Origin of the sequence: Pseudomonas mangrovi, from assembly GCF_003052585.1 — a bacterium.
Taxonomy (GTDB): domain Bacteria; phylum Pseudomonadota; class Gammaproteobacteria; order Pseudomonadales; family Pseudomonadaceae; genus Aquipseudomonas; species Aquipseudomonas mangrovi.
The window spans coordinates 1-19,218 of the sequence record NZ_QASN01000009.1; the positions used below are offsets into that span (position 1 = coordinate 1).

The 19,218-nt window shown below is 66.0% G+C and carries 22 protein-coding genes and 1 tRNA gene; 12 read left to right on the plus strand and 11 right to left on the minus strand.

The features are described from left to right. Positions 1–690, plus strand: a 690-nt coding sequence (locus tag DBO85_RS19195) for an alpha/beta hydrolase family protein (protein ID WP_199286989.1), incomplete at its 5' end; no start/stop codon positions are given. Between the two features lie 333 nt (positions 691–1,023). Continuing rightward, the gene (locus tag DBO85_RS05785; protein ID WP_108106189.1) at positions 1,024–1,578 is read left to right on the plus strand and encodes a DUF2878 domain-containing protein; all 555 of its coding nucleotides are present in this window, start codon (positions 1,024–1,026) and stop codon (positions 1,576–1,578) included. 4 nt (positions 1,579–1,582) lie between these two features. On the opposite strand, the gene murI is transcribed toward DBO85_RS05785, so the two are convergent. The 5 genes from murI to hemA form a co-directional block, all read right to left on the minus strand. After that, complete coding sequence (murI, locus tag DBO85_RS05790) at positions 1,583–2,377, minus strand: glutamate racemase (RefSeq protein WP_108106191.1); 795 nt, start codon at positions 2,375–2,377, stop codon at positions 1,583–1,585. Next, on the minus strand, positions 2,367–3,125 hold the full coding sequence (locus DBO85_RS05795; RefSeq protein WP_108106193.1) for a molybdopterin-synthase adenylyltransferase MoeB: 759 nt from the start codon (positions 3,123–3,125) through the stop codon (positions 2,367–2,369). The genes murI and DBO85_RS05795 overlap by 11 nt, the downstream gene beginning before the upstream one ends. 69 nt (positions 3,126–3,194) lie before the next feature. After that, on the minus strand, positions 3,195–4,022 hold the full coding sequence (gene prmC, locus DBO85_RS05800; protein ID WP_108106195.1) for a peptide chain release factor N(5)-glutamine methyltransferase: 828 nt from the start codon (positions 4,020–4,022) through the stop codon (positions 3,195–3,197). 319 nt (positions 4,023–4,341) lie between these two features. Beyond that, positions 4,342–5,424, minus strand: a complete 1,083-nt coding sequence (gene prfA / locus DBO85_RS05805) for a peptide chain release factor 1 (RefSeq protein ID WP_108106197.1) — start codon at positions 5,422–5,424, stop codon at positions 4,342–4,344. After that, positions 5,421–6,692 (minus strand): glutamyl-tRNA reductase, encoded by a 1,272-nt coding sequence (hemA, locus tag DBO85_RS05810; RefSeq protein ID WP_108106199.1) that lies wholly within the window; start codon positions 6,690–6,692, stop codon positions 5,421–5,423. Before hemA ends, prfA begins: the two co-directional genes overlap by 4 nt. 172 nt (positions 6,693–6,864) lie before the next feature. Here hemA and DBO85_RS05815 point away from each other — a divergent pair, with 172 nt between their 5' ends. The 9 genes from DBO85_RS05815 (at position 6,865) to DBO85_RS05855 (ending at position 14,476) form a co-directional block, all read left to right on the plus strand. Continuing rightward, positions 6,865–8,598: a tetratricopeptide repeat protein gene (locus tag DBO85_RS05815; RefSeq protein WP_108106201.1), complete on the plus strand. Its 1,734-nt coding sequence runs from the start codon at positions 6,865–6,867 to the stop codon at positions 8,596–8,598. Then, a complete protein-coding gene (lolB, locus tag DBO85_RS05820) occupies positions 8,595–9,218 on the plus strand; it encodes a lipoprotein insertase outer membrane protein LolB (RefSeq protein ID WP_108106203.1) in 624 nt (207 codons plus the stop codon). Before DBO85_RS05815 ends, lolB begins: the two co-directional genes overlap by 4 nt. A gap of 7 nt (positions 9,219–9,225) precedes the next feature. Beyond that, positions 9,226–10,071: a 4-(cytidine 5'-diphospho)-2-C-methyl-D-erythritol kinase gene (ispE, locus tag DBO85_RS05825; RefSeq protein WP_108106206.1), complete on the plus strand. Its 846-nt coding sequence runs from the start codon at positions 9,226–9,228 to the stop codon at positions 10,069–10,071. 32 nt (positions 10,072–10,103) lie between these two features. Continuing rightward, positions 10,104–10,178, plus strand: a tRNA-Gln gene (locus DBO85_RS05830). A 95-nt stretch (positions 10,179–10,273) separates the two neighbouring features. Next, positions 10,274–11,215: a ribose-phosphate pyrophosphokinase gene (locus tag DBO85_RS05835; RefSeq protein ID WP_108106208.1), complete on the plus strand. Its 942-nt coding sequence runs from the start codon at positions 10,274–10,276 to the stop codon at positions 11,213–11,215. Positions 11,216–11,338: 123 nt separating this feature from the next. After that, positions 11,339–11,947 carry a 50S ribosomal protein L25/general stress protein Ctc gene (locus DBO85_RS05840; RefSeq protein ID WP_108106210.1) on the plus strand — a complete coding sequence of 203 codons (609 nt, stop codon included), beginning with the start codon at positions 11,339–11,341 and terminating at the stop codon, positions 11,945–11,947. A gap of 30 nt (positions 11,948–11,977) precedes the next feature. Continuing rightward, complete coding sequence (gene pth / locus DBO85_RS05845) at positions 11,978–12,562, plus strand: aminoacyl-tRNA hydrolase (RefSeq protein ID WP_108106212.1); 585 nt, start codon at positions 11,978–11,980, stop codon at positions 12,560–12,562. 48 nt (positions 12,563–12,610) lie between these two features. Continuing rightward, positions 12,611–13,711: a redox-regulated ATPase YchF gene (gene ychF, locus DBO85_RS05850; protein ID WP_108106214.1), complete on the plus strand. Its 1,101-nt coding sequence runs from the start codon at positions 12,611–12,613 to the stop codon at positions 13,709–13,711. A gap of 384 nt (positions 13,712–14,095) precedes the next feature. Beyond that, positions 14,096–14,476 carry a rhodanese-like domain-containing protein gene (locus DBO85_RS05855; protein ID WP_108106216.1) on the plus strand — a complete coding sequence of 127 codons (381 nt, stop codon included), beginning with the start codon at positions 14,096–14,098 and terminating at the stop codon, positions 14,474–14,476. Between the two features lie 289 nt (positions 14,477–14,765). Here DBO85_RS05855 and DBO85_RS05860 read toward each other — a convergent pair whose 3' ends face one another. Genes DBO85_RS05860 through DBO85_RS05875 form a run of 4 tightly spaced genes read right to left on the minus strand, consistent with a single transcriptional unit; the run spans position 14,766 to position 16,141 of the window. Beyond that, positions 14,766–14,957: a YgaP family membrane protein gene (locus DBO85_RS05860; RefSeq protein ID WP_108106217.1), complete on the minus strand. Its 192-nt coding sequence runs from the start codon at positions 14,955–14,957 to the stop codon at positions 14,766–14,768. A 13-nt stretch (positions 14,958–14,970) separates the two neighbouring features. Then, on the minus strand, positions 14,971–15,390 hold the full coding sequence (locus DBO85_RS05865) for a YeeE/YedE family protein (RefSeq protein ID WP_108106219.1): 420 nt from the start codon (positions 15,388–15,390) through the stop codon (positions 14,971–14,973). 2 nt (positions 15,391–15,392) lie between these two features. Next, entirely contained in the window at positions 15,393–15,827 is a 435-nt protein-coding gene (locus tag DBO85_RS05870) for a YeeE/YedE family protein (RefSeq protein WP_108106269.1), read from the minus strand. Beyond that, positions 15,827–16,141 carry an ArsR/SmtB family transcription factor gene (locus DBO85_RS05875; protein ID WP_108106221.1) on the minus strand — a complete coding sequence of 105 codons (315 nt, stop codon included), beginning with the start codon at positions 16,139–16,141 and terminating at the stop codon, positions 15,827–15,829. The genes DBO85_RS05870 and DBO85_RS05875 overlap by 1 nt, the downstream gene beginning before the upstream one ends. 106 nt (positions 16,142–16,247) lie before the next feature. Between DBO85_RS05875 and DBO85_RS05880 the strand changes: the two genes are divergently transcribed. After that, positions 16,248–17,120: a cation transporter gene (locus DBO85_RS05880; protein WP_108106223.1), complete on the plus strand. Its 873-nt coding sequence runs from the start codon at positions 16,248–16,250 to the stop codon at positions 17,118–17,120. Positions 17,121–17,460: 340 nt separating this feature from the next. On the opposite strand, the gene ada is transcribed toward DBO85_RS05880, so the two are convergent. Together ada and DBO85_RS05890 are read right to left on the minus strand one after the other, a co-directional pair. Next, positions 17,461–18,510 carry a bifunctional DNA-binding transcriptional regulator/O6-methylguanine-DNA methyltransferase Ada gene (gene ada, locus DBO85_RS05885; protein WP_108106225.1) on the minus strand — a complete coding sequence of 350 codons (1,050 nt, stop codon included), beginning with the start codon at positions 18,508–18,510 and terminating at the stop codon, positions 17,461–17,463. Positions 18,511–18,590: 80 nt separating this feature from the next. Then, positions 18,591–19,217, minus strand: coding sequence for a DNA-3-methyladenine glycosylase family protein (locus DBO85_RS05890; RefSeq protein ID WP_108106228.1), 627 nt, complete (start codon positions 19,215–19,217; stop codon positions 18,591–18,593). Position 19,218: the final 1 nt, after the last annotated feature.

Sequence of the window (19,218 nt, forward strand, 5' to 3'; positions counted from 1 at the left end):
TACCCGTGCAACCTCTCCGGTACCGCGCCGGCCACCACCCTCACCGGCGGCTATACCAACACCAAGGAAGACATGTACTGGCTGGCCGATCACCTGAGCAGCCACGGCTATATCGTCATCACCATGACACCGAACAACAACCTCGGCCTGCCGCCGGGCTGGGCCACCGCACACAAGGGCGGCATCGACAAGCTGAAGTCCGAGAACAGCCGCTTCGGTTCGGCCATCCGCAACAAGGTCGACACCACCAAGCTGGGCATCATGGGCTTCTCCATGGGCGGCGGCGGTACCCTGCTGGCAGCCGGCGATCTGGGCACCCAGATCAAGACTGCCGTGCCCCTGGCTCCGTGGCTGGGCGTCTCCATCCCGTCCTACCGCAACATCAAGGCCAAGACCCTGATCATCTCCGGCGCCAGCGATACCGTGGCCTTCCCCGGCACCATCGCCGGCTACTACAACAATCTGCCGGCCATCACCAAAGGTCTGGCTGAAGTACGCGGCGCAAGCCACCTGGACTGGTTCGGCCTCACCGCTTCCAGCACCCAGCAGACCCGCTTCAAGACCCTCACCACTGCCTGGCTGAAGACTTACCTGACCGGCGACACCAGCTATCAGACCTACTTCAACGGCTCTGCGCATAACAGCAACGTCTCGGCTGGCTGGTACACCCAGTACAAGTACGTGCCATAACCGACAGCACGCACCATCGCTGTACCCGAAGCCCTGCCGCGCACTTGCGCAGCAGGGCTTTCTCGCAATAAGCACTTGAAAAAGAACGCTGATCGGTAGGAATCACCTAGATGGAAGTCGCCTAGACGGCATCCGCCTGACCGGCCTGCTGCTCGCTCGACAGCACCTACCGAACGCAGTGCGCTCTCAGATACCTCGGATAGAGCAGCCCAGAACCTCTGACTTGGCGCTCCCTCGCGGAAAAATTCGGCAACCCACTGCCTTACGGGCAGGCTTGCAGCCTTACGGCAAGCGGTGCAGCATCGCCGGCCAGACCATCGCCGAGACCCGAACATGCCCAAGCTGATTGCCAACGCCTTGCTGTTCCAGATCGGCTGGTTCGCCTGCGTGGTCGGCGGCGGCCCCTGGCTGTTGCTGGTTGCAGCGGCCGTACTGGTGCACCTGTTCTGGGTCAGCAGCTGGGCCGCCGAAGGCAAACTGTTGGTGACCGTATTCCTCGCCGGCAGCGCGCTGGACAGCTTCCTGCTCAATCTGGGTGTATTCGATTTCGGCGCCTCCCAGGGCGAACCACGCCAGCTGATCCCGCTGTGGCTGGCGCTGCTCTGGCTGCTGCTGGCGACCACCCTCAATCACTGCCTGGCCTGGACCGCTCGACCCTGGTGGCGCGCCAGCCTGCTTGGCGCAGTCAGCGCACCGCTGTCCTACTACGCAGGCGCGCAGCTGGCCGGCGTCGGGCTGCCGCTCGGCACCTGGCCGACCATGCTCCTGCTGGCGGCGATCTGGGCGCTGGTTATGCCGGCGCTGCACGGCTTTGCCGAGCTCTATCGCAACCAGTACCGCCAACGCCTGGCAGCCCTGGCGAGCCAGGCTCGGCCAACCGACGACTGAGACGTCAGACCGGCAAGGCCTCGACCGCCGCCGACTCCCCCAGCAGCAACGGCAATACCGCCGACAGCTGCGCGGGCGCGCCACTGGACCAGTAGCGCGTCGCTCGCGGCGCCTGCGTTGCCAGCAGCTCGCGCGCCTGCAGCAGGCTGGCCAGCTGACGCGCCACCGCCGCGCCGGTGTCGATCAGGCTGACGCCTGCGGGCAGCAACTCGCGCAGCAGCGGCTTGACGAAGGGATAATGGGTACAGCCCAGGATCAGGGTGTCGCAACCCTGGGCCAGCAATGGCTCGACGAAACCGGCCAGCAACTCACGGGTGGCTGCGCCGTGCAGCTCACCCGCCTCGATCTGCTCGACCAGCCCCGGGCAGGGCTGGGTCACCACTCGCACATCGGCGGCGAAGCGATCGAGCAAGGCAGCAAAACGCGCGCTTTTCAGCGTACCGGTGGTCGCCAGCACACCGACCACACCGCTGCGGGTGGCCGCAGCGGCCGGCTTGACCGCCGGCTCCATGCCGACGATGGGCAACTGCGGATAACGCTGGCGCAACTCGGCCACCGCCGCCGCAGTGGCCGTATTGCAGGCCACCACCAGCGCCTTGGCGCCCTGCGCCAGGAGAAAATCACCAATCAGGCAGGAACGCAGCTGAATGAACTCGGCACTCTTCTCGCCATAGGGCACATGGCCGCTGTCGGCGACATACAGCAGCGACTCGTGCGGCAGCTGGCGACGAATCTCCGCCAGCACCGAAAGCCCACCGACGCCGGAATCGAACAGGCCGACCGGTGCCTCAGCGCTCATCACGCTCTCCACAGACCGCGCAGCCCGGATCGCGGCGCACGCGCAACTCGCGAAAACGGCTGCCGAGGCCATCCACCAGCAGCAGGCGACCTATCAGCGGCTCGCCGAAACCAGCCAGCAACTTGAGCGCTTCCAGTGCCTGCAGACTGCCGACCAGCCCCACCAGCGGCCCCACCACGCCGGCCTCGCTGCAGGTCAGGCCCTCCTCGCCGCCATGGCCATACAGGCAGTGATAGCAGGGACTTTCCGCCCGGCGCGGGTCGAACACCGACAACTGTCCTTCCAGGCGGATCGCCGCGCCCGAGACCAGCGGCCGGCCGGCGGCGACGCAGGCGACGTTGACCGCCTCGCGGGTGGCGAAGTTGTCGCAGCAGTCGAGCACCAGATCCACCGCTGCCACCGCAGCGGCCAGCGAGTCCTCATCCAGCGCCTGACGATGGGCATGCAGCCGTACCAGCGGATTGATCGCCGCGAGCCTGGCCATGGCCGAGTCGACCTTGGCCTGGCCGATGGCGGCGTGGTCATGGATGACCTGGCGCTGCAGGTTGCTCAGGTCGACCGTATCGAAATCGGCCAGGTGCAGCTCGCCAACCCCGGCAGCTGCCAGGTACAACGCCACCGGCGAGCCCAGTCCGCCCAGGCCGACGATCAGCACTCGTGCCGCGCGCAGGCGCAGCTGACCCTCTACATCGATCTGCGGCAGGAGAATCTGCCGGCTGTAGCGCAGCAGTTCGTCATCACTGAGCATAGGGAGCGGTCCGAGGCGAAGATGGCGGCCATTCTGCCGTCAGCATGCCCGCCAGTGAAAGGCGCGCAATCACGCTTTGCAACCCAGACTGACGCGCCACTGGCCGCCAAGGTCGCGACGACTCTCGACTGCCTCGAGCCCCGCCGCTTCGAGCAACGCACGCACCGCATCGGCCTGGTCGAAGCCGTGTTCGAGCAGCAGCCAGCCGCCGGGCGCCAGCCAGTTCGGTGCTGTCGCCACTATCCGGCGGATATCGTCGAGACCGTCGGCGCCCGACACCAGCGCGCTGGCCGGCTCGAAGCGCACATCACCCTCGCCCAGATGGCGGTCATCCGCGCGTATGTAGGGCGGGTTGCTGACGATCAGGTCGAACTCGGCCGGCGCCAGCGCGGCGAACCAGTCGCTGCGCTGGAACCGGCAATTGCGCAGAGCCAGCCGGCAGCGATTGCGCTCGGCCAGCTCGACTGCCGCGTCGATGCGGTCCACGCCGAGCACACGCCAGGCTGGTCGCTCGCTGGCCAGGGCCAGGGCGATGGCGCCGCTACCGGTGCCGAGGTCCAGCACATTCGCCGCGGCCTCGGGCAATAGCGCCAGCGCGGTCTCCACCAGAAGCTCGGTATCGGGACGTGGGATCAGGGTATCCGGGGCGACCTCCAGTTCCAGGCTCCAGAAGCCCTGGCGGCCGAGGATATAGGCCACCGGCTCGCCAGCGCGGCGACGCTTCAGGCAATCGTCGAAAGCGGCAACCTGCTCTGGCGCCAGCTCACGCTCGGACCAGGTACGCAGATAGCTGGCCGGTTTGCCGAGCACTGCCGCCAGCAGCCATTCGGCATCCAGCCGGGCGCTCGGTGAGTCGGGCAACTCGGCGCTGGCAAGCAATGATTCGATGCTGGGCATTCAATGACCCTCTCTTTCGTAAACCGCGTCCTCTCTCCCTCTCCCTCCGGGAGAGAGTGCCGAAGGCGGTGAGGGATGCTTCAGGCGACTCACCGTCGCCCTCCAAAACAGGCCACACCCGGCTCCCTGCAGCTCCAGCCATCCCTCATCCGGCGATGCGCGCCACCTTCTCCCGAGGGGAGAAGGGCAAACGGGGCGGCGCTGGCGGACATCTCCAAAAGCCCCGGCCACGCCATGGCTTTTCCCTCTCCCTCCGGGAGAGGGTGCCGAAGGCGGGTGAGGGATGCTTCAGACGACTCGCCGCAATGTGCATCCCGCCCTAGTCACCCAAGGCCGCCAACTGGTCGGCCTGGTACTCGATCAGCAGCGGCTCGATCACCTGCTCCACCGCGCCGGCGATCACCTCGTTCAGCGAGTACAGGGTGAGGTTGATGCGGTGGTCGGTCACCCGCCCCTGCGGGAAGTTGTAGGTACGGATGCGCTCGGAGCGATCACCGGAGCCGACCAGCAGCTTGCGCGTGTCGGAGATCTCCTTGTGCGCCGCGGCGTCCTGCTGATCCTGCAGCTTGGCCGCCAGCCAGGCCATGGCCTTGGCGCGGTTCTTGTGCTGCGAGCGCTCTTCCTGGCACTCCACCACGATGCCGGTGGGCAGGTGGGTGATGCGGATCGCCGAGTCGGTCTTGTTGACGTGCTGACCGCCCGCGCCGGAGCTGCGGTAGGTATCCACGCGCAGGTCGGCCGGATTGATCTCGATCGCCGCCTGCTCGTCGGGCTCGGGCAGCACCGCCACGGTGCAGGCCGAGGTATGGATGCGGCCCTGGGACTCGGTCTCCGGCACCCTCTGTACGCGGTGCGCGCCGGACTCGAACTTGAGCTTGGCGTAAACGTTGTCGCCTTCGACGCGGCTGATCACTTCCTTGTAGCCGCCGTGCTCGCCGAGACTCTCGGAGAGGATCTCGACTCGCCAGCCCTGCCGCTCGGCATAGCGCGAATACATGCGGAACAGGTCACCGGAGAAGATCGCCGCCTCGTCACCGCCGGTACCGGCGCGGATCTCGAGGAACACGTTGCGGCCGTCGTTGGGGTCCCTCGGCAACAGCATCCGCTGCAGCGCGGCCTCCAGCTCCAGCAGGCGCTCGCGGGCACTGGCGACTTCCTCCTCGGCCATCTCGCGCAGATCCGGATCGCTGTCCTTGAGCAGCGCCTGGGCGCCGTCCAGGTCAGCCTGGACCTTGCGGAACTCACGCAGGGTCGCCACCACCGGCTCGACCTCGGCGTATTCGCGCGAATAGGCGCGAAAACGCGTCTGGTCGCTGATGACTTCGGCATCGCCGAGCAGCGCGGTGAGCTCCTCGAAGCGATCCTGAAGGGTGTCGAGCTTGTTCAGTAGAGAGGCTTTCATGGTTGTTTCGACTCGCCCTCTTCGAGGGCAAACAGCTCCTGCACCACGCCGAGTGCATCGACCCGGCCATCGGCAGACAGTTTCTTCAGCTGCACACTGGGTGCGTGCAGCAACTTGTTGGTCAGCCCCCGCGCCAGGGCGGTGAGCGCCTCTTCGGCGGAGGCGCCGTTGGCCAGCAGCCGGCGCGCCTTGGCCAGTTCCTCGTCACGCTGGCGCTCGGCCTGCTGCCGATAGGCCTTGAGCAGATCGACCGCGGCCAGCTCGCGCAGGCGCGCCATGAACTCGCCGGTGCCGGCCAGCACCAGCTCCTCGGCGGCCTGCGCCGCACCCTGGCGGCTCTTGAGGTTTTCCTCGATGACTTCGTGCAGGTCATCGACGCTGTACAGATAGACGTCGTCCAGCTCGCCGACTTCCGGCTCGATGTCGCGCGGCACGGCGATGTCGACCATGAAGATCGGCTTGTGCCGCCGCTGCTTCAGCGCACTTTCCACGGCACCCTTGCCGAGGATCGGCAACTGGCTGGCGGTGGAACTGATGACGATGTCGCTGTGGACCAGTTCCTGCGGGATGTCCGAGAGCAGGATGGCGTGGGCGCCGAACTGCTCGGCCAGCAGGCTGGCGCGCTCCAGCGTGCGATTGGCGACGACGATGCGCTTGACGCCCTGCTCGTGCAGATGCCGCGCGACCAGGGTGATGGTCTCACCGGCACCGATCAGCAGCGCCTGGCTGCGATGCAGGTTGGCGAAGATCTGCCGTGCCAGGCTGACCGCGGCGAAGGCCACCGACACCGGGTTCTCGCCGATGGCGGTATCGGTGCGCACGGTCTTGGCGGTGCTGAAGGTGGACTGGAACAGCCGGCCGAGCAGCGGCCCTATGGTGCCGGCCTCGCGGGCCACGGCGAAGGCGGACTTCATCTGGCCGAGGATCTGTGGCTCGCCCAGCACCATCGAATCCAGCCCGCAGGCCACGCGCATCATGTGCCGCACCGCGGCCTCGTCCTCATGCACGTAGGCCGCGGCACGCAGTTCCTGCATGTCGAGCTGGTGGTAGTCGGCCAGCCAGCGCAGCACCGCGTCGGCGTCGGCGCCTTCCTGTTCCAGGTAGAGTTCGCTGCGATTGCAGGTCGACAGGATCGCCGCTTCGCGGTTGGGTTGTTGCCGACACAGCTGCTGCAAGGCGTCGACCATCTGCCCGGGCGTGAAGGCCACACGCTCGCGAATAGCCACCGAAGCGGTCTTGTGGTTGATGCCAAGGGCGAGGAAGGCCATGCACGATCGCTACAGCAGGACAGGAAGCGCGCAATTCTCCTACTTAGCAGGGGCGAGAACAACCACCGCCGACTATTGTCACAAGCAGCTCTGCCGCAGCCTGCGCCGGCCCCATGGGCTTGCCTGGCGGCTTGTGTCATGATGCGCCGACTGCAGGTGAGTCGCACTTTCCATGAAAAATACCTTCGCGTTGCTTGCCGCCCTGAGCGTGCTCGGTGGCTGCCAGAGCTTTTCCGAAATATCCTCGCCCGACGCACCACCGGCTGAAGACAGCCAGGCCGTAGCGTCCGAGCCGGCGGCTGAGCAGCCCAGCGGCAGCTTCAGCGAGGACACCCTGTATTCACTCCTGGTGGCCGAACTGGCGGGCCAGCGCAATCGCTTCGATCTGGCGATGAGCAACTACAGTGAACAGGCACGCGTCACCCGCGACCCCGCCGTTGCCGAGCGCGCCTTCCGCATCGCCGAATACCTCGGCGCCCAGGAAGAAGCACGCGAGACCGCACTGATCTGGGCCGCAAGCGCGCCCGACAGCCTCGACGCACAGCGCGCAGCGGCGATCCAGCTGGCCCGCAGCGGTCGCTACGACGAATCGCTGGAGTACATGGAAAAGGTCCTGCAGCGTCAGGGCAGTACTCATTTCGACTTCCTCGCCCTGTCCGCCGCCGACACCGATCCGCAAACCCGTAGCGCCGTGCTGCAGAGCTTTGACCGCCTGCTGGCGCGCCACCCGGACAACGGCCAACTGCTGTTCGCCAAGGCCCTGCTGCTGCAACAGGACGACCGCGCCGACGAAGCCCTGGCACTGCTCGCCAGCCATCCGGCCAGTCGCCGCGACGTCGCCCCGCTGCTGCTGAGGGTGCGTCTGCTGCAGAATCTCGAGCGCAGCGAAGAAGCACTGCCGCTGGTCGAGCGTGGCATCAAGCAGCATCCCGATGACAAGCGCCTGCTCCTGGCGCGCGCCAGACTGCTGGTCGAACTGCAGCGCATGGATGAAGCCAAGAGCGCGTTTTCCGGCCTGCTGCAGCGTTACCCGGAAGACGACGACCTGCGCTTCTCGCTCGCGCTGGTCTGTCTCGAAGCCGAGTCCTGGCCGGAAGCCGTCTACTACCTGCAGGAGCTGATCGAGCGCCGCGCCCACATCGACGCCTCGCGCTACAACCTCGGTCGCGCCTATGAAGAGCTCAAGGAGCCCGACAACGCGCTGGAGCAATACGCCCAGGTCGGCCCCGGCAGCGAGTTCCTGCCCGCACAGGTGCGCCAGAGCCAGCTGCTGTTCCAGCTGGCCCGCGCCGATGAAGCCCGCCAGCGCCTGCGCCAGGCGCGCGAAGAACAACCCGACTACGCCATGCAGCTGTACCTGATCGAGGCCGAGGCACTGGTCGAACGCAAGCAGAAGGACACCGCCTGGGCCTTGCTGCAGGAAGCGCTGGAGCAGTACCCCAACGAGATCAACCTGCTCTACAGCCGCGCCATGCTCGCCGAGCAGCGCGGCGAGCTGGCACTGATGGAGCGCGACCTGCGCTACATCATCGATCAGCAGCCGGACAATGCTGCGGCGCTGAATGCCCTCGGCTACACCCTGGCCGACCGCACCACGCGCTACCAGGAAGCGCTGGAGCTGATCGAGATGGCCTACCAGCTCGATCCCGAAGACCCGGCCATCGTCGACAGCCTCGGCTGGGTGCATTACCGCCTGGGCAACAAGGACAAGGCCGAAGACCTGCTACGCGATGCCTACGCGCGCTTTCCCGATCACGAGGTCGCCGCACACCTCGGCGAGGTGCTCTGGCACAACGGCAAGCAGGATGAAGCCCGCCGCGTCTGGAAGCAGGCGCTCGAACAGACCCCCGACAGCAGCGTATTGCGCAGCACCCTGCAACGCCTGACCGGCTCCGAGGCCCCATGACCTTGCGTACCCTCCTCCTCGGCTGCCTGCTCAGTCTGCTCGCCGGCTGCAGCAGCCTGTTCCCCCGTGAAACCCTGCAGGGCCAGGGCGACGCCGCGCTCTGGAAAGTGCACAAGCAGCAGGTCGGGGTGATCGACGCCTGGCAGATCAGTGGCAAGGTCGGCATCCGCGTAGCCCAGCCAGGAGAAAGCGGCAGCGGCACGCTGTTCTGGCTGCAGCGCCAGGACTACTACGACATCCGTCTTGCCGGCCCGCTCGGCCGCGGCGCTACCCGCCTCACCGGTCGCCCCGGCGCGATGACCCTGGAGGTCGCCGGCCAGGGTCGCTACGAAGCCGAATCCCCCGAAGCCATGCTCGAAGAAAACCTCGGCTGGAGCCTGCCGGTATCACACCTGCTGTGGTGGGTGCGCGGCCTGCCAGCGCCGGACAGCCGCAGCCGCCTGGAGCTCGATGGCGACAGCCGCCTGGCACGCCTGCAGCAGGACGGCTGGCAGGTGGAGTACCTGCGCTACGCCGAGCACCAGGGCCACTGGCTGCCCGAGCGCATCAAACTGCATGGCGAAGGCATCGAGGTCACTCTGGTGATCAAGGACTGGCAGCCGCGTCAGCTGGGCCAGTGAGGTGTCAGTGCCATCCCTGACCCTGCCGGCACCGGCCAAGCTCAACCTGATGCTGCACATCGTCGGCCGCCGCGCCGACGGCTATCACGAGCTGCAGACCCTGTTCCAGTTCATCGACCACGCTGACCAGCTGCGTTTTCAGGCGCGTGACGACGGCGAGATCCGCCTGCACAGCGACATCGCCGGCGTGCCCCATGACGACAACCTCATCGTTCGTGCCGCCCGTGCGCTGCAGCAGCACGCCAGCTGCCCCCTGGGCGCCGATATCTGGCTCGACAAGCGTCTGCCCATGGGCGGTGGCATCGGCGGCGGCAGCTCGGATGCCGCCACCACCTTGCTCGGCCTCGACCACCTCTGGCAGCTGCGCAGCAGCGAAGACCAGCTGGCCGAACTGGGCCTGACCCTGGGTGCCGACGTGCCGGTGTTCGTGCGCGGCCGCGCCGCCTTCGCCGAAGGTGTCGGCGAACGCCTGCAACCGGTCGAACTGGAAGAACCCTGGTATATCGTGGTCGTTCCGCAAGTCTCTGTCAGCACAGCAGAAATTTTCCGTGCGCCAGAGTTGACACGCAATACGCCGGCAATTACATTGCACGCCGTTCTCGAGCGGGGCGGTCACAACGACTGTCAGCCGGTAGTAGAGCAGCGTTACCCGGAAATTCGTAACGCTTTGATCTTGCTGAATAAATTCACTTCAGCTAGATTGACCGGCACTGGTGGTTGCGTGTTTGGGTCCTTCCCAAGCAAAAGCGAAGCTGATAGAGTCGCGGCCCAACTTCCAGCATCCCTGCCAGGGTTTGTCGCCAAGGGAAGCAACATCTCGATGTTGCACCGGACGCTTCGGAGCCTGACCTGAGAGCGGATGCACTGCATCCAGTTGCAACACATAGGGGCGTCGCCAAGCGGTAAGGCACCAGGTTTTGATCCTGGCATGCGTTGGTTCGAATCCAGCCGCCCCTGCCATATTCTTACGAAGCTGTTCAAAGTCGCCGCAAATGCAGCCATTTTGAACAGCTTTTTAATTCATCAGGCCCACCCTCAGCCGGCAGGTACTGCGCGTGTCCAAGATGATGGTCTTCACGGGGAACGCCAACCCCGACCTGGCTCGGCGCATCGTCCGCCAGCTGCATATCCCCCTCGGTGACGCTTCCGTCGGCAAGTTTTCCGACGGCGAAATCATGGTCGAGATCAACGAGAACGTTCGCGGCAAGGACGTGTTTCTGATCCAGCCGACCTGCGCGCCGACCAACGACAACCTGATGGAGTTGGTGGTGATGGCCGATGCCTTCCGCCGCTCGTCGGCGACGCGCATCACCGCCGTCATCCCCTACTTCGGCTATGCCCGCCAGGATCGCCGTCCGCGTTCCGCCCGCGTGGCCATCAGCGCCAAGGTAGTGGCCGACATGCTGACCGTGGTCGGTATCGACCGCGTGCTCACCGTCGATCTGCACGCCGATCAGATCCAGGGCTTCTTCGACATCCCGGTGGACAACATCTACGGCTCCCCGGTGCTGGTCGACGACATCCAGGATCAGCGCTTCGACAACCTGATGATCGTCTCCCCGGACATCGGCGGCGTGGTGCGTGCACGCGCCGTCGCCAAGTCCCTGGGTGTGGACCTGGCGATCATCGACAAGCGTCGCGAGAAGGCCAACCACTCCGAAGTCATGCACATCATCGGTGATGTCGAGGGCCGCACCTGCGTGCTGGTCGACGACATGGTCGATACCGCCGGCACGCTGTGCCACGCGGCCAAGGCGCTCAAGGAGCACGGTGCAACCCGCGTGCTGGCCTATGCCACGCACCCGGTACTGTCCGGTCGCGCCATCGAGAACCTGGAAAATTCCGTACTGGACGAGTTGGTGGTGACCAACACCATCCCGCTGTCCGCCGCCGGTCAGGCCTGCTCGCGTATTCGCCAGCTGGACATCGGCCCGGTCGTCGCCGAAGCGGTTCGCCGCATCAGCAACGAAGAATCGATCAGCGCCATGTTCCGCTGAGGCCCCGCGCCGAAGCCCCTGACGCCGAACGAAAATGCCCCGCATGTCGCGGGGCTTTTTACCAACCGCCCGCAACGCCGGTCGCAAGCGTTGCGGGTGTTGTTGTCACTCTGGAGATACACCATGAACAATTTTGCCCTGAATGCCGAAGTGCGTTCCGACCTGGGGAAAGGTGCGAGCCGCCGCCTGCGTCGTAACGCCAGCCTGGTTCCCGCCGTTGTCTACGGTGGCGACAAGGAGCCCGTGTCGATCAGCCTGGTCGCCAAGGACCTCGCCAAGCTGCTGGAAAACGAAGCCGCCTTCAGCCACGTGCTGTCGCTGGACGTTGCCGGCACCAAGGAAACCGTGCTGATCAAGGCCCTGCAGCGTCACCCGGCCAAGGGTTTCGTTCTGCACGCCGACTTCATCCGCGTGGTTGCCGGCCAGAAGCTGAGCGCCCACGTACCGCTGCACTACATCAACCAGGAAACCTCGGTTGGCGTTAAGCAGCAGGGCGGCGAGATCCTCCACAGCCTGAACGAAGTCGAAGTCTCCTGCCTGCCGAAAGACCTGCCGGAATTCCTCGAAGTCGACATGGCCAAGGTCGAGATCGGCCAGACCGTTCACCTCTCCGACCTCAAGCTGCCGAAAGGTGTCGAGCTGGTCGCACTGGCCCACGGCAGTGACCTGCCGGTCGCCAACGTCCATGCTCCGCGCGTGGCCAAGGAAGAAGGCGACGCTGCCGCCGAGTAATCACTCGTCTGGCTGAGGAAGGGCCCCGCCGTGACTGCCGTCCAACTGATCGTCGGCCTGGGAAATCCAGGCCCTGAATACGACCAGACCCGGCATAACGCCGGGGCTCTTTTCGTTGAGCGCCTGGCTGACCAGCAACGGATCAGCCTGAGTGTCGACAAGAAATATTTCGGCCTGACCGGCAAGTTCAGCCATCAGGGCCGTGACGTTCGTCTGCTGATCCCCACCACCTACATGAACCGCAGCGGTCAGTCGGTGGCGGCATTGGCCCATTTCTTCCGCATCGAGCCCGACGCCATCCTGGTGGCGCACGACGAGCTCGATCTGCCACCCGGCGTCGCCAAGCTCAAGAAGGGCGGCGGCCACGGCGGCCACAACGGACTGCGCGACATCATCGCCCAGCTCGGCAATCGCAATGACTTCCACCGCCTGCGTCTTGGCATTGGCCATCCCGGCCACGCCAGCCTGGTTTCCGGCTTCGTCCTCGGACGCGCACCGCGCAGCGAGCAGGAGTTGCTCGACAAGAGCGTCGACTTCGCCCTCGAGGTGCTGCCGGAGATACTCGCCGGCGACTGGACCAAGGCCATGCACAAGCTGCATAGCCAGAAAGCCTGACCCTATTCAACGAATCAGCTGCGGCAGATACCGCGCGAGGAACACATCATGGGATTCAACTGCGGCATCGTCGGCCTGCCCAACGTCGGCAAGTCCACCCTGTTCAACGCGCTGACCAAATCCGGCATCGCCGCGGAGAACTTCCCCTTCTGCACCATCGAGCCGAACAGCGGCATCGTGCCAATGCCCGACCCGCGCCTCGACGCGCTGGCGGCGATCGTCAAGCCGGAGCGGGTGATTCCGACCACCATGGAGTTCGTCGACATCGCCGGCCTGGTCGCCGGCGCGTCCAAAGGTGAAGGCCTGGGCAACAAGTTCCTCGCCAACATCCGCGAGACCGACGCCATCGCCCACGTGGTGCGTTGCTTCGAGGACGAGAACGTCATCCACGTTGCCAACAGCGTCGACCCCAAGCGCGACATCGAGATCATCGACCTGGAACTGATCTTCGCCGACCTCGACAGCTGCGAGAAGCAGCTGCAGAAAGTCACCCGCAATGCCAAGGGCGGCGACAAGGACGCCCTGGCGCAGAAGGCCATCCTCGAGAAGCTCATCCCGCACTTCAGCGAAGGCAAGCCGGCACGCAGCCTGATGAAGAACATGAGCCCCGAGGAGAAAGCCCTGGTGCGCGGCTTCCACCTGCTCACCAGCAAGCCGGTGATGTACATCGCCAACGTCGCCGAGGACGGCTTCGACAACAACCCGCACCTGGATGTGGTCAAGGCCATCGCCGAGGAAGAAGGCGCACTGGTGGTGCCGGTGTGCAACAAGATCGAAGCGGAGATCGCCGAGCTCGACGACGGCGAGGAGAAGGACATGTTCCTCGAATCCCTCGGTCTGGAAGAGCCCGGCCTGAACCGCGTGATCCGCGCCGGCTATGAGCTGCTGAATCTGCAGACCTACTTCACCGCCGGGGTCAAGGAAGTCCGCGCCTGGACCGTCCGCGTCGGCGCCACCGCGCCGCAGGCCGCCGCGGTGATCCACACCGACTTCGAGAAAGGCTTCATCCGCGCCGAGGTCGTCGCCTATGACGACTTTATCCAGTACAACGGCGAAGCAGGTGCCAAGGAAGCCGGCAAGTGGCGCCTGGAGGGCAAGGAATACATCGTCAAGGATGGCGACGTGATGCACTTCCGCTTCAACGTCTGAGCCGCTCCACAGCTACCGGCGCGAGCCTCCGACCCCCAGGGGTCCGGAGGCTTTTTCATTTGTGCGACCAGGCGCCCCGCCGGACGACACCAACACCCGAGAACGCCGACTCAGCGCCCTACCCGCCCAGCCACCGCACTAGTAGCAGCACCACGCGCGGGGCAAGACCGGTGGCCCCGTCAGCTCGACGTAGAGCCGAGTGGCCAAAGCCGAGCATGCAGACTGAGCAGCGGCATCGCCACCACCGAACGGGGCCGATACACGCCAGCGCTTCGGGAGCCACTCACGGATGTCCCCGGTGCGGTGCTTCAGCGCATTTTCCATATACTCTATAGGGTATATAGTCGGCATGACCATCCAATTCAGTTCACAGGAATTTCGCCGATGAAAAGCGCGCACGATCTGGTCGCCGAGGCCAAGGCCCATATCCATGAAATCGATCTGCAGGAAGCGGAACAGGCGATCCGTGCGGCGGATGCGCTGATCGATGTCCGCGAGCCGGATGAGTTCGTCCAAGGGCATATCCCGGGCGCGGTCAACATCCCCCGCGGCCTGCTTGAGTTCAAGCTCAGTGCCACCCAGGAACTGGCGCCCCGCGACCTGAAGCTGGTGCTCTATTGCAAGACCAGCGGCCGCGCCGCACTGGCGGCCGCCAGCCTCAAGCAAATGGGCTACCTGCAGGTCAGCTCGATCAGCGGCGGATTCGACGCCTGGGCCGAGGCCGGCAAGGCTGTACAGCAGACGAGCCTGCCCTCGTTCGAGTGAAGCGCCGCTCCACGACCCGGAATACCCGCGGCTGAACCTCGCCTGGCAACGGCGCAATGCGCTGAGCCTATTGCGCCGTAACGAATAGGTACACCTGCCACCTTGATCTTCCGTACTCGGCCTCGCGGTGCCCTGCTCACCTGTAGGGTGGATTAGCCGCCACGCGCCGTAATCCACCAGGGCGGTGGCCGAAAAACCACTGCGCCACGCGCGCACCCGCGGGTAGCCGTGGCGCAACGCGCTGGGCCTAGTGCGCCCTAACCGAAGGCGTTGACCAGGAGATGCCGACCTACTGGCAACGCTTGCAGGTGCTCAAACCAAGCAGCCGGTACGCCGGACAGAAACTGAACAGCCCGGTGGCCAGCGGCACCACGCCGATCCAGCCCCAGAGGCCGATGACGCCGAACAGGCTCAGTGCGATGAGCAGGATGCCTGCGACGACGCGCAGGGCACGATCGATGGTTCCGATGTTGGCTTGCATGTTGACCTCCCGGTCAGTGGTTGCGCTGGCGTTCCAGCGCGGTGAACAGCAGCATCCCGGCGAGCATCGCCGCGACGAAAAGCATGGCCTGCCAGTGGCCGGTCAACAGGATCGCCACGCCCGGCCCCGGACAGATACCGGCGATGCCCCAGCCGATGCCGAAGACCAGGCTGCCGAGAATCAGTCGCCGATCCAGCTCGCGCTTCTGCGGCAACTGCATCGGAGCGCCCAGCAGCGAACGTGACTGGCGTCGAGCCCAGGCAAAAGGCAGCAGCGCCACGGCGATGGCTCCGCCCATCACCAGCGCCAGGGAAGGGTCCCAGGCGCCGGCAAGATCGAGAAAACCCAGCACCTTGGCCGGGTTGGCCATACCGGCCAACAGCAGGCCGATGCCGAAGATCAGTCCGGCGAAGAATGCGATCAGCTTGCGCATGCTCAGGCCCCCAGCAGATGACGGATGACATGGACGGTGGCAAACCCGCTGGCCATGAACGCCAGGGTCGCCACCAGCGAGCGCGCGGACAGCCGCGACAGGCCACAGACGCCGTGCCCGCTTGTACAGCCGGAGCCATAGCGGGTACCGATGCCCACCAGCAGCCCGGCCACCAGCAGACCGAGCCAGCCGGTCTGGAATTCGATCCGTGGCAGCAGCGTCACCAGTCCCCACAACAGCGGCGCCAGCAGCACGCCGAGAACGAACAGCGCACGCTCGCCACGGCCCTCGCGCACGCCGTCGAGCAAACTGCCGATGACGCCGCTGATCCCGGCGATACGCCCGTTGCAGATCACCAGCAGGCTCGCCGCCAGGCCGATCAGCGCGCCGCCCGCCAGCGAACTCCAGGGGGTGAAGTTGGCCCAGTCGATCGTGATCATGACTTGCTCCCGCAGAACAGTTCATAAAGGGTTCGAATGACCGCCAGCGCTTCGGGGCTGCTGATCCGGTAATACACCTGCTTGCCCTCGCGGCGCGTTTCCACGCAGCCTTCGCGGCGCAGCACCGCCAACTGCTGGGATAGCGTCGGCTGACTGATGCCGAGCATCGCCTCCAGCTCACCCACGCTGTACTCGCCCTGGCTGAGCTGGCAGAGCAGCATCAGCCGGTCGCTGTTGGCCAGGGTCTTGAGCAACTGGTGGGCAGCGTCGGCATTGGCACGCAGCTGCTGCAGGTCTAGCGTTTCGGTCATGGGAAAGTCCGGATACACTTAAACAATTAACAATATATATTTTTATATATTGAAAGTGCGCAGCACACAAGCCCCGCTGCAAAACACCCGTTCTCAGGAGGTCCGAATGAGCGACTGCTGCAAGGGAAACTGCTCGTCCGCCGACCGGCCCGCCGCCGACGAATCTGCCTCCGCCAGCGCGCAGTGGTCGAGCCGCTTCCGCGTCGCGCGCATGGACTGCCCGGCGGAAGAACGGCTGATCCGCCTGGCCCTGCAGCAGAGTCCCGGCGTGTGCGGGCTGAGCGTCGATCTGCAGCAGCGCGAGCTGCAGATTCGTCACGACGGCCCGCTCGAGCCGATCGCCGCACGCCTGGCGGCCCTGAATCTGGACAGTACCTTCCTCGACACCCGCGCCGCCGAGGCATCGATTGAAGCGTCCGCCAAGCAGACTGCAGGGGAAGCGCGGGTACTGAAATGGCTGCTGGCGATCAACGCGCTGATGTTCGTCGTCGAATTCGGCGCCGGGCTGGCGGCCCGCTCCGCCGGCCTGATCGGCGACTCGCTGGACATGTTCGCCGACGCCGCCGTGTATGGCCTGGCGCTCTACGCGGTCGGCCGCAGCCTGCAGCTGCAGTTGCGCGCCGCTCGCGTCGCCGGGGTGCTGCAGATGCTGCTGGCGCTGGGCGTGCTACTGGAGGTCGTGCGACGCGCAGTCTACGGCAGCGATCCGGTCTCACTGGCGATGATGCTGGTGGCGCTGCTCGCCCTCTGCGCCAACCTCACCTGCCTCGCACTGCTCGCCAGGCACCGCGGCGGCGGTGCGCACATGCGCGCCAGCTGGATATTTTCTGCCAACGACGTATTGATCAACGTCGGCGTGATCGTCGCCGGCGCGCTGGTGGCCTGGACCGGCTCGCACTACCCGGATCTGATCATCGGCAGCCTGATCGGCCTGCTGGTCCTCTACGGCGCACGACGGATACTCGCCCTGCGCAGCTGAATCGCCGGGGCAGTTCCCGAAAACATCGCCAGGCTGCGCGCAGCCTTACCGTCACCCACGGCGCAATGCGCTGCGCTTATTGCGCCCTACGGAGACGGCGACCTCATGCACTCGTAGGGTGGATTAGCCGCGAAGCGGCGTAATCCACCGCGGATGCCTGCGACAGGCAGAAGCCTGACGGGCCGTGGGGCGTAAGCGGGGTCGTCCCCGACATCGAGAAGCACAGAAACCCCGCTGCGTCCGCAGCGTTGAGCCTCGCGATGCTCGGCACCAACCTACGGTGGCTCGTTGCATTCGTAGGGTGGATTAGCCGCGAAGCGGCGTAATTCACTGCGGATGCCTACGAACCGGGCTCTTCCTGTTCACGCCGCAACAAGGTCGCCTTGCGCTCGACACCCCAGCGGTAGCCGGACAGGCCGCCGTCGGCACGCACCACGCGGTGACAGGGAATCGCCACCGCCAGCCAGTTCGCCGCGCAGGCGCCGGCCACCGCGCGGCTCGCGGTGGGCACGCCGATCTGCCGGGCGATGTCCTGATAGCTGGCGGTGGTGCCCGGGGGAATCTGTTGCAGCGCCTGCCAGACTCGCTGCTGGAACAGGCTGCCGCGAATGTCGAGGGGCAGCTGCAGACCCAGCCCCGGCGCCTCGACCATGCCGATCACCTGCGCCACCCAGCCCTCGAATTCGGCGTCGGCACCGACCAGCTCGGCCTGGCTGAAGCGCTGCTGGATCTGCTGCACCAACGGCTCGGGCGCATCGCCCAGGAGGATGGCGCAGACGCCCTTGGCACTGCAGGCGACCAGGATCGCGCCCAGCGAACACTGCCCGACGGCGAAGCGGATACGCTGCCCACTGCCACCCTCGCGATACTCGCCGGGACGCATGCCGAGCAGACCCGGCGCATCTTCATAGAGTCGGCTGCTGGAACCGAAGCCGGCGTCGTAGAGTGCCTCGGTCACCGCGGCGCCCTGCTCCAGCCCCAGGCGCAAACGCCTGGCACGCCAGGCCCGCGCATAACCCTTGGGCGTCACGCCGGTGACGCGGCGGAACAGCCGATGAAACTGCCAGGGACTCAGGCCGGCGGCTTCGGCCAGGGTGGCCAGGCTCGGCTCGCTCGGCGCCTGCTCGATCTGCCGGCAGGCCCGCGCCACGCATTCGGCGCCGCGCTCTGCCGCCGGACGATAACCCGCGGCCTCGGCCAGCTCGGCGCTGTCGAAGAATTCGATGTCACGCGGATCGGGCGGGCACTCGTCCGCCCCCGGCCACAGGTAGACGCCGCGTCCTCGCGACGCATAGACGAACCCGCCCGGTATGGCACCCGGGCCGGCGGCCTGCAGCGCCTGCCAGCGCGGGTCCTGCTCGATGGGTAACACAGGCTGCAGACGCGTCATGGCACTAGCCTCAGAAGAGTGGACTGCCTCAGTCTGCACAACCGGGCAGCGCAGCGAACTCCGTTTCTTGCAGCCGTCATTCAACGCGGCGGCACCCGCCACAGATACCAAGCCGCAGCCGAGCGCTGCGGGCTCCATGGCTGACCGAGCGCGGCCAACGCGCCAGGCGTCGGCTGCCGCTCCAGCCCCTTGAGCTTGCGATACCCCTCGCGCACGCCGAAGTCGTCGACCGGGAGGATATCCAGTCGCCCCAGACTGAAGATCAGCAGCATCTCCACCGTCCAGCGACCGACGCCGGGCAGCTGGGTCAGACGCGCCACCAGCTCAGCGTCGTCCATCTCGCGCGCGCCGGCATTGTCCGGTACCAGTCCGTCCAGCCGCGCTTGCGCAATCGCCAGCAGACTCTGCACCTTGCGTCCGGAAAACCCGCATGCACGCAGCTGCCCGTCCTCCAGCGCCAGCAACTGCTCCGCCTCGGGAAATGCCTGCGCGGGAAACAGCGCCAGCAGCCGGTTGACGATCGCTTCGGCGGCGCGTCCGTGCAGCTGCTGGTAGGCCACCGCTCGCACCAGCGCCTCGAAGGGTTCGCGCGCGGGATGCAGCTCGATCCGGCAGGGGCCGACCTGTTCCACCAGCCAGGCCCAGTCATCATCAAGCTGCGCCAGCTGCTCGCCGGCCCGTTCGAATGCTGCCGCGGTTTCGTCCATC